Source organism: Pseudomonas sp. GT1P32 (assembly GCF_054897805.1).
Window position 1 is genome coordinate 2,568,841 of record NZ_CM142704.1, and the last position, 11,770, is coordinate 2,580,610.

The 11,770-nt window shown below is 58.2% G+C and carries 8 protein-coding genes; 1 reads left to right on the forward strand and 7 read right to left on the reverse strand.

Going from position 1 to position 11,770, the window contains the following annotated elements:
• Positions 1-98: 98 nt before the first annotated feature.
• The 7 genes from lpdA to sdhC form a co-directional block, all read right to left on the reverse strand.
• Positions 99-1,535 (reverse strand): dihydrolipoyl dehydrogenase, encoded by a 1,437-nt coding sequence (lpdA, locus tag ACYZUC_RS11755; protein ID WP_008032670.1) that lies wholly within the window; start codon positions 1,533-1,535, stop codon positions 99-101.
• 108 nt (positions 1,536-1,643) lie between these two features.
• The gene (odhB, locus tag ACYZUC_RS11760; RefSeq protein WP_461995849.1) at positions 1,644-2,864 is read right to left on the reverse strand and encodes a 2-oxoglutarate dehydrogenase complex dihydrolipoyllysine-residue succinyltransferase; all 1,221 of its coding nucleotides are present in this window, start codon (positions 2,862-2,864) and stop codon (positions 1,644-1,646) included.
• A gap of 42 nt (positions 2,865-2,906) precedes the next feature.
• Positions 2,907-5,738, reverse strand: coding sequence for a 2-oxoglutarate dehydrogenase E1 component (locus ACYZUC_RS11765; RefSeq protein WP_008032666.1), 2,832 nt, complete (start codon positions 5,736-5,738; stop codon positions 2,907-2,909).
• Positions 5,739-6,000: 262 nt separating this feature from the next.
• The gene (locus ACYZUC_RS11770; protein ID WP_010456852.1) at positions 6,001-6,705 is read right to left on the reverse strand and encodes a succinate dehydrogenase iron-sulfur subunit; all 705 of its coding nucleotides are present in this window, start codon (positions 6,703-6,705) and stop codon (positions 6,001-6,003) included.
• 11 nt (positions 6,706-6,716) lie between these two features.
• The gene (gene sdhA, locus ACYZUC_RS11775) at positions 6,717-8,492 is read right to left on the reverse strand and encodes a succinate dehydrogenase flavoprotein subunit (protein WP_008032662.1); all 1,776 of its coding nucleotides are present in this window, start codon (positions 8,490-8,492) and stop codon (positions 6,717-6,719) included.
• A gap of 3 nt (positions 8,493-8,495) precedes the next feature.
• Complete coding sequence (gene sdhD, locus ACYZUC_RS11780) at positions 8,496-8,864, reverse strand: succinate dehydrogenase, hydrophobic membrane anchor protein (RefSeq protein ID WP_461995852.1); 369 nt, start codon at positions 8,862-8,864, stop codon at positions 8,496-8,498.
• Positions 8,858-9,232: a succinate dehydrogenase, cytochrome b556 subunit gene (gene sdhC, locus ACYZUC_RS11785; protein ID WP_017127965.1), complete on the reverse strand. Its 375-nt coding sequence runs from the start codon at positions 9,230-9,232 to the stop codon at positions 8,858-8,860. The genes sdhD and sdhC overlap by 7 nt, the downstream gene beginning before the upstream one ends.
• 364 nt (positions 9,233-9,596) lie before the next feature.
• On the opposite strand from sdhC, the gene gltA reads away from it, so the two are divergent.
• Entirely contained in the window at positions 9,597-10,886 is a 1,290-nt protein-coding gene (gene gltA / locus ACYZUC_RS11790; protein WP_008032658.1) for a citrate synthase, read from the forward strand.
• The last annotated feature ends 884 nt before the right edge of the window (positions 10,887-11,770 follow it).

Consider the following 11,770-nt stretch of genomic DNA (forward strand, 5'->3'; position numbering starts at 1 on the left):
CCGGTGCAGCTACGCAAGACTGCGTCCAGCGGATATTCCGCGGTGAGTCTTGCATGCAAGGCTCACGACGGGCCATACCGCCGTGGTTTCTTATTGTCTTAACGCTTCTTGCGGTTGGCGATGTGGATGGCGCCGCCATTCACTGCCAGAGCTGCTTCGTGCAAGGCTTCAGACAGGGTCGGATGGGAGAAAACCATCATGCCCAAGTCTTCAGCGCTGGTGCCGAATTCCATACCGATCGCGCCCTGCTGAACCAGTTCTGCAGCGCTCGGGCCAATCACGTGGACGCCCAATACGCGATCAGTCTTGGCATCGGCAATGACTTTCACGAAACCGCCGGTGTCGTTGGCTGCCATGGCACGGCCACTGGCTGCGAACGGGAAGGTGCCAACGTTAACTTCAACGCCTTCAGCCTTCAAGGTCTGCTCGGTTTTGCCGACCCATGCGATTTCCGGGTGAGTATAAATAACCGAAGGGATCAGGTCATAGTTGATTTGCGCTTTGTGGCCCTTGATGCGCTCAACAACCATGATGCCTTCTTCGGACGCCTTGTGCGCCAGCATCATGCCGCGAACCACGTCACCGATCGCGTAAACGCCCGGTACGCTGGTGGCGCACTGGTCGTCAACGAATACGAAACCGCGCTCGTCGATGGTCACACCGCTGTCGGCAGCCAACAGTTCGGTGGTCACTGGACGGCGACCAACGGCAACGATCAGCTTGTCAAAGGTGATGCTCTGTTCGCCGTTGGCGTCGGTGTAGTTCACAACGACTTCGTCGCCGTTCACTTTGGAACCGGTGACGCGAGCGCCCAGCTTGATGTCCAGACCTTGTTTGGTCAGGGTTTTGTAGGCTTCTTTGGAAACGGCGTCATCAGCAGCCGGCAGGAACTTCTCCAGCGCTTCCAGAACAACCACTTCAGCGCCCAGGCGCGACCATACCGAACCCAGTTCCAGACCGATTACGCCAGCGCCGATAACGCCCAGACGCTTAGGTACGGATTGGAACTCCAGTGCGCCGGTCGAATCGACGATCACTTTCTGGTCAACCGGAGCCGGTGGAATGTCGATCGGACGCGAACCCGAAGCCAGAATCACGTTCTCGGCTTCGATGATTTCAACGCTGCCGTCTGGCTTGGTCAGTTCGACTTTCTTGCCGGCCAGCAGTTTGCCGTGGCCTTGCAGGGAAGTGACGCCGTTTGCCTTGAACAGGGTGGCAACGCCAGAGGTCAGGCCTTTGACGATGTTGGCTTTACGGCCAACCATTGCCGACACGTCCATGGTCACGCCAGCGTGATTGATACCGTGGATCGCGAAGCCTTCTTTGGCTTCCTTGTATTTCCAGGAGCTGTCCAGCAGCGCCTTGGATGGAATGCAGCCGACGTTCAGGCAAGTACCGCCGAGGGCCAGTTTGCCTTCCTTGTCGGTGTATTTCTCGATGCAGGCAGTGGTGAGGCCCAGTTGCGCTGCTTTAATGGCAGCCACGTAGCCGCCAGGGCCCGCGCCGATCACTACCACGTCGAATTTCTGAGTCATGTGTCATTCCTTCTCGAATCAAACCGGACGGCCCCTTATGGGGACCGTCGTGGGACGAAGCTGGTCATTACAGACGGGCCGCCATCCTGCACGGCCCATGCAACGAAATCAGATATCCAGCAGCAAACGAGCCGGGTCTTCCAGCAGGTTCTTGATGGTAACCAGGAAGGTCACAGCTTCTTTGCCATCGATCAGACGGTGATCGTAGGACAGAGCCAGGTACATCATCGGACGGATTACGACCTGACCGTTGATCGCCATAGGACGCTGCAGAATGTTGTGCATGCCCAGGATGGCCGCTTGCGGCGGGTTGACGATCGGAGTCGACATCATCGAACCGAAGGTACCACCGTTGGTGATGGTGAACGTACCGCCGGTCATTTCGTCCATGGACAGTTTGCCGTCGCGAGCCTTCTTGCCGAAGGTGGCGATGCCGCCTTCGATTTCAGCCAGGCTCATCAGTTCGGCGTTACGCAGAACCGGTACAACCAGACCGCGGTCGCTGGACACTGCAACGCCGACGTCAGCGTAGCCGTGGTAAACGATGTCACTACCGTCGATCGATGCGTTGACAGCCGGGAAGCGTTTCAGCGCTTCGGTGGCAGCCTTGACGAAGAACGACATGAAGCCCAGGCGTACGCCGTTGTGGGACTTCTCGAACAGGTCCTTGTACTTCGAACGCAGGGCCATGACTTCGGTCATGTCGACTTCGTTGAAGGTAGTCAGCATCGCCATGTTCGACTGAGCTTCTACCAGGCGCTTGGCCACGGTAGCGCGAACGCGGGTCATCGGTACGCGCTTCTCGATGCGGTCGCCAGCGGCGAACACAGGAGCAGCGCCAGCAGGAGCGGCAGCCTTGGCAGGCGCGGCAGCCGGAGCGGCTTTCTTGGCAGCAACAGCTGCAACCACGTCTTCCTTGGTCACACGACCGCCTTTGCCGGTGCCGGCAACGGAAGCGATGTTGATGCCGTTTTCTTCAGCCAGCTTGCGAGCAGCCGGTGCAGCAACAGGATCGTCTTCGCCTTCGGCGGCTGGAGCAGCAGCCTGTGCAGCAGCCGGAGCAGCGGCAGCGGCTGGAGCGGCAGCAGCGCCGCCCGCTTCGATGGAGCCCAGGACTTCGTCGGACAGAACGGTGTCGCCTTCGTTCTTGACGATAGCGCCCAGCACGCCGTCAGCAGTAGCCAACACTTCCAGCACAACCTTGTCGGTTTCGATATCGACGATCAGGTCGTCACGCTTTACAGCGTCGCCCGGTTGCTTGTGCCAGGTGGCAACGGTGCCATCGGCAACCGATTCCGGGAAAGTGGGGGCTTTGATTTCGATAGCCATTATCTGTGAGTCCTTAAATTCGGTTTCAGGTGCGCGAAGGCGTTAAACAGTAAAGGCGTCTTGCAGCAGTTTTTCCTGCTGCTCAGCGTGCATCGATGCGTAACCGCATGCAGGTGCAGCAGAAGCCTCACGGCCCGCGTACTCAAGTACGAGAGACTTGTTGAGATTGCTGATGCTACGACGCATGTGGTGTTGGCTGCAGTACCACGCACCCTGGTTCATCGGCTCTTCCTGGCACCACACGGCATTTTTGACGTTGGTGTAAGGAGCCAGGACTTCTTTCAAGTCGTCCTCAGGGAATGGGTACAGTTGCTCGATACGCACGATGGCGATGTCATCACGACCTTCGGCACGGCGTTTTTCCAGCAGGTCGTAGTAGACCTTGCCGCTACACAGAACAACGCGCTCGACCTTTTTCGGGTCCAGTGCATCGATTTCCGGGATAACGGTCTGGAACGAACCTTCGGCCAGATCTTCCAGAGTCGAGATGGCCAGCTTGTGACGCAGCAGCGACTTCGGAGTCAGAACGATCAATGGCTTGCGCAGCGGGCGAATCACCTGACGACGCAGCAAGTGGTAGATCTGAGCCGGCGTAGTCGGTACGGCTACCTGAATGTTGTGCTCGGCGCACAGCTGCAGGTAACGCTCCAGACGAGCCGACGAGTGCTCCGGACCCTGACCTTCATAACCGTGCGGCAGCAGCATGGTCAGACCGCAGAGACGGCCCCACTTGTGCTCGCCACTGGTGATGAACTGGTCGATAACCACCTGGGCACCGTTGGCGAAGTCGCCGAACTGGGCTTCCCAGATCACCAGCGCTTCAGGCGTGGTGGTCGAATAACCGTACTCGAACGCCAGAACCGCTTCTTCGGACAGGAACGAATCGTACAGGTCGAAACGTGGCTGGCCGTTGTACAGGTTCTGCAACGGGATGTAGGTACCCGCGTCTTTCTGGTTGTGCAAGACAGCGTGACGGTGCGAGAACGTACCGCGACCGATGTCCTGACCCGTCATGCGAATCGGGTGACCTTCGAACGCCAGGGTCGCGTACGCCATGGTTTCGGCGTAACCCCAGTTGATCGGCAGGCCGCCGGCTTGCATCTTCTGACGGTCTTCGTAGATTTTCGAAACCTGGCGCTGAACCACGAAGCCTTCTGGAATTTCCAGCAGCTTGGCGGACAGTTCCTGCAAGGTCTTCAGATCGAAACGCGTGTCGTGACGTGCAGTCCAGGCGTGGCCCAGGTACGGACGCCAGTCCACGAACAACTCTTTGTTCGGCTCTTTGACCAGGCTTTTTACAACATGCAGACCGTTGTCCAGCGCGTTGCGGTATTCGTCGACTTTCGACTGAACACGCTCAACATCCAGCACACCGCTCTGAGTCAGGCGATCGGCATACAGTTCACGGGTGGTGCGCTGTTTGGTGATCTGCTGGTACATCAGAGGCTGGGTGCCGCTAGGCTCGTCGGCTTCGTTGTGGCCGCGACGACGGTAGCAGACCAGGTCGATCACCACGTCACGCTTGAACTGCATGCGGTAGTCGATGGCCAGCTGGGTCACGAACAACACGGCTTCCGGATCATCACCATTCACATGGAGGATCGGCGCCTGGATCATCTTCGCAACGTCGGTCGCGTACTCGGTGGAACGCGAGTCCAGCGGGTTGCTGATGGTGAAACCGACCTGGTTGTTGATCACGATGTGCACGGTGCCGCCGGTCTTGAAACCGCGGGTCTGCGACATCTGGAAGGTTTCCATCACCACGCCCTGACCGGCGAATGCCGCGTCACCGTGGATGGAGATCGGCAGAACCTTCTCGCCGGTAGGGTCGTTACGACGATCCTGACGGGCGCGAACCGAACCTTCGACCACTGGAGATACGATTTCCAGGTGGGACGGGTTGAACGCCATGGCCAGGTGAACTTCACCGCCGGCGGTCATCACGTTGGACGAGAAGCCCTGGTGGTATTTAACGTCACCGGAACCCAGCTCGACCTTCTTCTTGCCTTCGAACTCGTCGAACAGCTCGCGCGGGTTCTTGCCGAAGGTGTTGACCAGCACGTTCAGACGACCACGGTGGGCCATGCCGATCACGATTTCCTTGGTGCCGTAGGAACCGGAACGCTGGATCAACTCGTCGAGCATCGGAATCAGGCTTTCGCCGCCTTCCAGACCGAAACGCTTGGTGCCCGGGTATTTGGTGCCCAGGTATTTTTCCAGGCCTTCACCGGCAGTGACGCGCTCGAGCAGGTGGCTCTTGATGTCGGCGGAGTACGTCGGACGACCACGCACGCTTTCCAGACGCTGCTGGAACCACTGGCGCTGCTCGGAATCGGTGATATGCGTGAATTCAGCGCCGATGGTGCGGCAATATGTCTGCTGCAACGCTTCGTGAATTTCGCGTAGGCTCGCCTCCTCTTTGCCGATGAACAGGTCGCCGGCACGGAAGGTCGTATCAAGATCGGCATTGGTCAAGCCGTAATGATTGATTGACAGGTCTGCAGGTGCAGGACGCTGCCACAGTCCCAGCGGGTCAAGCTGGGCTGCCTGGTGGCCACGCATACGGTAGGCCTGGATCAATCGCAGCACTTCAACTTGCTTCTTCTCGTGCTCACTGCTCACGCTGCCGGCGGAAACCGGTTGGGCGCGGCGCTGGTTCTTTGCCAGCAAGACGAAATGATCGCGAATTGTGGAGTGCGAAACATCGGTGGCAGAGTTGCCTTCGGTCGGCAACTTCTGAAAGTAGGTGCGCCACTCTTCTGGCACAGCGTTAGGGTCGTGCAGGTAGAGCTCATAAAGCTCTTCCACATAGGCAGCGTTACCTCCGGAAAGGTAGGCGCTGTTCCACATGCGCTGCATCACGCTTTCTTGCATGCTTGGTCACCCTCGGTTAGGGGAACACCATCGGCGTCGACACCGAGCAAACTTGCAGAAGTCCGAATGCAGCGACCAAAACAAGCCACTTAGGATCACGCTGATAGTCCGGGTACCAGCCCGGATGCCCCTGCTTGTCTCATTTCTTCAAAATAAGAGCGGCAGCTTTGTGAGCTGCTGCTCAGGTTAAAACTACGGCGCCGGTTGAAGCCTGCGCCGTAGCATCTACGGGTACAGCGGTCCTACGGGTACAGCAGCTGAATCACACGCCGCTTTGCAGCAGCATGTTACGTACGTGACCGATGGCCTTAGTCGGGTTCAGGCCTTTCGGACAGACGTTGACGCAGTTCATGATCCCGCGGCAGCGGAATACGCTGAACGGGTCATCCAGCGAAGCCAGACGCTCGGCAGTCTTGGTGTCGCGGCTGTCTGCCAGGAAGCGATACGCTTGCAGCAGAGCAGCTGGACCCAGGAACTTGTCCGGGTTCCACCAGAAGGACGGGCAAGAGGTCGAGCAGCAAGCGCACAGGATGCACTCGTACAGACCGTCGAGCTTTTCACGCTCTTCAGGGGTCTGCAGACGTTCGATGGCCGGAGCCGGCGTGTCGTTCTGCAGGTATGGCTTAACCTTTTCGTATTGCTTGTAGAAGATGCTCATATCGACGACCAGGTCACGGATAACCGGCAAACCTGGCAGCGGACGAACGATCAGCTTGTTACCTTTTACGACAGAAGACAGCGGCGTGACGCACGCCAGGCCGTTTTTGCCGTTGATGTTCATGCCGTCGGAACCGCAAACGCCTTCACGGCAAGAGCGACGATAGGAGAAACCTTCGTCCTGCTCTTTGATCAGGGCCAGCACGTCCAGCACCATCAGGTCTTTACCACCGGTATCGACCTGGAATTCCTGCATGAACGGCGCGGCGTCCTGATCAGGGTTGTAGCGATAAACACTGACTTGCAACATGGCGGCCACCCTTAATAAGTCCGAATCTTAGGTTCAAAAGTCGGAACAGTCTTCGGCGAGAAGTTCACAGCACGCTTGGTCACGCGCTTGTCACCCGGGAAGTACAGGGTGTGGCACAGCCAGTTTTCGTCGTCGCGATCTTCGTAGTCTTCACGGGCGTGAGCGCCGCGGGACTCTTTGCGGATCTCTGCAGCGATGGCGGTGGCTTCGGCCACTTCCAGCAGGTTCTGCAGTTCCAGGGCTTCGATTCGAGCAGTGTTGAACGCCTGGCTCTTGTCGTTGATCTTGACGTTGGCGATACGGCCACGCAGATCAGCCAGCTGAGCGATACCCTTCTGCATGTATTCGCCGGTACGGAATACACCGAAGTAGTTCTGCATGCAGCTTTGCAGCTCTTTACGCAGGGTAGCGACGTCTTCGCCTTCGGTACGCGAGTTCAGGCCATCGAGACGTGCCAGGGCAGCGTCGATGTCGGACTGGCGTGGACGGGCGTAATCAACGCCTTCTTTCAGGGTCTGCTCCAGGAACAGACCGGCCGCACGGCCGAATACCACCAGGTCGAGCAGCGAGTTGCCGCCCAGACGGTTGGCACCGTGAACCGATACGCACGCCACTTCGCCTACTGCGAACAGACCAGGAATGATCTGGTCAACGCCGTCAGCGTCCTGAGTGATTGCCTGGCCATGAATGTTGGTGGCAACGCCGCCCATCATATAGTGGCAGGTTGGAACGACCGGAATCGGCGCCACGGCTGGATCGACGTGGGCGAAGGTCTTGGACAGTTCCATGATGCCTGGCAGACGGCTGTGCAGAACTTCTTCACCGAGGTGATCAAGTTTCAGCATTACGTGGTCGCCATCCGGACCGCAACCGTTGCCGGCGATGATTTCTTTAACCATCGAACGAGCAACAACGTCACGACCAGCAAGGTCTTTGGCGTTCGGAGCATAACGCTCCATGAAACGCTCGCCGTGCTTGTTGATCAGGTAACCGCCTTCACCGCGGCAGCCTTCTGTAACCAGTACACCGGCGCCGGCGATGCCGGTCGGGTGGAACTGCCACATTTCAATATCTTGTACCGGCACGCCAGCACGCAGAGCCATGCCGACGCCGTCACCGGTGTTGATCAGGGCATTGGTGGTGGACGAGTAGATACGGCCTGCACCGCCAGTCGCCAATACGGTCGCGTTAGCGCGAACGTAGGAGGTTTCACCGGTTTCGATGCAGATGACGATCATGCCGACAAAGGCACCGTCTTCGTTCTTAACCAGGTCGACGCCGTAGTATTCGTTGAGGAATACGGTGCCGGCCTTCAGGTTGGCCTGGTACAGGGTGTGCAGCAGTGCGTGACCGGTACGGTCGGCAGCGGCGCACGTACGTGCAGCCTGGCCACCTTTACCGAAGTCTTTCGACTGACCGCCGAACGGACGCTGGTAGATGCGGCCTTGTTCGGTACGGGAGAACGGCAAGCCCATGTGCTCGAGCTCGAAGACCGCTTCCGGGCCTACGGAACACATGTATTCGATAGCGTCCTGGTCACCGATATAGTCGGAACCCTTGACGGTATCGTACATGTGCCAGCGCCAGTCATCGTTCGGATCAGCGGAGGCGATGGCGCAGGTGATGCCACCCTGGGCGGATACGGTGTGCGAACGAGTCGGGAAAACCTTGGTGACAACGGCAGTCTTGTGACCGCCTTGTGCCAGCTGCAGCGCAGCGCGCATGCCAGCACCGCCGCCGCCAATGATGATGGCGTCGAACGAAAGCGTATTAACAGTAGTAGACATGACTCAGATACCCCAAAGAATCTGCACACCCCAGACGAAGTAAGCGAACATCGCAACGCCGCATACTGCCTGGAAGAGGAAACGTACAGTGGTCGCGGACTTGCCGAACGCCATTGGCGTCAGGTAGTCGGTCGCGATGGTCCACATGCCGACCCAGGCGTGAGCGCCGAGGGCAACGAGGGCCAGGAGACTGAAGATACGCATCCAGTTATTGGCGAACAGTTCATGCCATTGGGCGTAGCCGATGCCAGGATGGGCAACGACGTATCCGATCAGGAAGATGAAGTAAGCCGCGAGAACGACCGCAGAAACGCGTTGCGCCATCCAGTCATAGAGGCCCGAACGCGACAGGTTCGTGACGTTAGTTACCATATCCAAACTCCTGCCAGAACGATTACCACCACGGAAACGGCGATAACGATTTTCGAGCCCAGCTTGCCGCCTTCCAGCGTCTCACCGATGCCCATGTCCATGATCAAATGGCGCACACCGGCTACCAGGTGATACAGCAGAGCGGACAGGATGCCCCAAATCACTAGCTTGGCTAGCGGACTGGTCAGACACGCTTTCACCTGACCGAAGCCTTCCTCGGAGCTCAGCGACTTGTCCAATGCGTAAAGCATGATGGCCAGGCTGACAAAGAGGATGACACCGGAAATACGGTGAAGAATGGACGTGTAAGCAGTGACTGGGAGTTTGATGGTCCTTAGGTCTAGGTTTACAGGTCGTTGGCTTTTCACGGCTTTTTTTTCACACTGAAGAGCCCCTAACAATCAGGGCAAAGTTGTTGGGGAGTGCACTGGTCAGGTAACCACCACCCAGGGATGCGACCCCCAATGAAAGCAAGCCCAAAAGCCCTTGGCGGTCGGTGGCCGAGTATAGACAGTTAGGCTACTAATGACAACGCGTTCACCTTCCCCTAATAGCGCATTGCACAAGTTGGATAAAAGGCGTAAATGGCAGTCAATTTCGAGGAAAAAGTCCGGTTAAAGCCTTCTGGAGCAAGACTTTAGGCAAATTGACATTCGAATTTATCTCACTATAGTGGTGCGGGCCCTGCGTGGGGGGTCTGTCTGATGATTTCAAGCATAAATAGGAGGCCACATGGCTGACAAAAAAGCGCAGTTGATCATCGAGGGCGCAGCCCCCGTCGAGCTGCCCATTTTAACCGGCACCGTTGGTCCCGATGTTATCGATGTTCGGGGCCTGACGGCCACGGGCCGTTTCACCTTTGACCCTGGTTTCATGTCGACCGCTTCCTGCGAGTCGAAGATCACCTATATCGACGGCGACAACGGCATTCTGCTGCACCGCGGCTACCCGATCGAACAGCTGGCTGAAAAGTCGGACTACCTGGAAACCTGCTATCTGCTGCTCAACGGCGAACTGCCGACCGCAGAACAGAAGGCCCAGTTCGTCAGCACCGTCAAGAACCACACCATGGTTCACGAGCAGTTGAAGACCTTCTTCAACGGCTTCCGTCGCGACGCCCACCCGATGGCCGTCATGTGCGGCGTAGTCGGCGCCCTCTCGGCCTTCTACCACGACTCCCTGGACATCAATAACCCGCAGCATCGCGAAATCTCCGCGATCCGCCTGGTTGCGAAGATGCCGACCCTGGCAGCGATGGTTTACAAGTACTCCATGGGCCAACCCATGATGTACCCGCGCAACGACCTGACGTACGCGGAAAACTTCCTGCACATGATGTTCAACACCCCGTGCGAGATCAAACCGATCAGCCCGGTACTCGCCAAGGCCATGGACCGGATTTTCATCCTCCATGCCGACCACGAGCAGAACGCATCGACCTCCACCGTACGCCTGGCCGGCTCTTCGGGTGCCAACCCGTTTGCCTGTATCGCCGCCGGCATCGCTGCACTGTGGGGCCCTGCCCACGGCGGCGCGAACGAGGCTGTTCTGACCATGCTTGACGAGATTGGCGATGTGTCGAACATCGACAAGTTCATCGCCAAGGCCAAGGACAAGAACGATCCGTTCAAGTTGATGGGCTTCGGTCACCGGGTTTACAAAAACCGCGACCCACGCGCCACCGTGATGAAGAAGACTTGCGACGAAGTGCTGAAGGAACTGGGTATCCAGAACGATCCGCAACTCGAACTGGCCATGCGCCTGGAAGAGATCGCCCTGACCGACCCGTACTTCATCGAGCGTTCGCTGTACCCGAACGTCGACTTCTACTCGGGGATCATCCTCAAGGCGATCGGCATTCCAACCAGCATGTTCACCGTGATCTTCGCTCTGGCGCGGACTGTCGGCTGGATCTCCCACTGGAAAGAAATGCTCTCCAGCCCGTACAAGATTGGCCGTCCGCGCCAGTTGTACACCGGCTACGAGTCGCGTGATATCACCAAGCTGGAAGACCGCAAGTAAGATCTTTCTTGCGATAGCGTGTTGAGTTGTACCGGGAACGGCCTCTATTTATATAGAGGCCGTTTTTGTTTGTGCGCTTTGGGTTGTGTGCATATCCATTTCTTCGGTAATGGCGGCTGACGGTTTCGCCCTTACGGCGAGTCACTTGCAAAAGCGGCAAGTAACCAAGCGCTTTTGCCCCTTTCGTTCGGCCCTTCGCCAAGGCTCAGGGTCCCCTCGCTCCGGTCCTGCTCCGTGGGCCCGCCGCGATCGGCCATCCCTGGCCGTGCGCGGCTAACCCGGCATCCATGCCGGGTTGCCCACTGCGCAGAACCTGCGCTCGGCCTCTCGAGGGGGCGACTACCGCCACAGCCGCCGAGGCGGCCTGATAGCCGACCTGGCACTTTGGATGCCCGCGCCGTCCTTCTTGGCTGCGTTCACTCATTCCGAACCTGTACACCAATCCCCTGTAGGAGCCGGCTTGCTGGCGATGGCGGAGGGTCAGTAGACACATTTATCGCCTGACCGAACGCCATCGCCAGCAAGCCGGCGCCTACAAGGGATTGGGTTCACACGGTCAAAATTGTAGGAGCTGGCTTGCCAGCGATGGACGTCAACGATGGCGCGGGTTGTCTGGGTGAGCGCGGCGTCTGGGCGTTTTTCGCCGGCAAGCCGGTCTCGCTCCTACAGGGGGAACTCACTCCAGTCGTTGATTTTGCTGCTGCTTTGCTTTGGCTTTTGATCTTGACTCACCCGCCCCTTCGGGAGGCTGAGTGGAGGTGTTCATCCGGGGATTGGCGCGCAGCGCCGTTCGACGCAGTCGAACTCATCGCATGTAGGTGCCAGCGAAGCCAACCGGAGGGCGATGCCCCCGGATGAATGCCGTAGCGAAGGAACGCCGAGCC

Coding starts and splice junctions, on each gene's coding strand:
- lpdA (WP_008032670.1), bottom strand. CDS start 1,535: ATGACTCAGAAATTCGACGTGGTAGTGATCGGCGCGGGCCCTGGCGGC.
- odhB (WP_461995849.1), bottom strand. CDS start 2,864: ATGGCTATCGAAATCAAAGCCCCCACTTTCCCGGAATCGGTTGCCGAT.
- ACYZUC_RS11765 (WP_008032666.1), bottom strand. CDS start 5,738: ATGCAAGAAAGCGTGATGCAGCGCATGTGGAACAGCGCCTACCTTTCC.
- ACYZUC_RS11770 (WP_010456852.1), bottom strand. CDS start 6,705: ATGTTGCAAGTCAGTGTTTATCGCTACAACCCTGATCAGGACGCCGCG.
- sdhA (WP_008032662.1), bottom strand. CDS start 8,492: ATGTCTACTACTGTTAATACGCTTTCGTTCGACGCCATCATCATTGGC.
- sdhD (WP_461995852.1), bottom strand. CDS start 8,864: ATGGTAACTAACGTCACGAACCTGTCGCGTTCGGGCCTCTATGACTGG.
- gltA (WP_008032658.1), top strand. CDS start 9,597: ATGGCTGACAAAAAAGCGCAGTTGATCATCGAGGGCGCAGCCCCCGTC.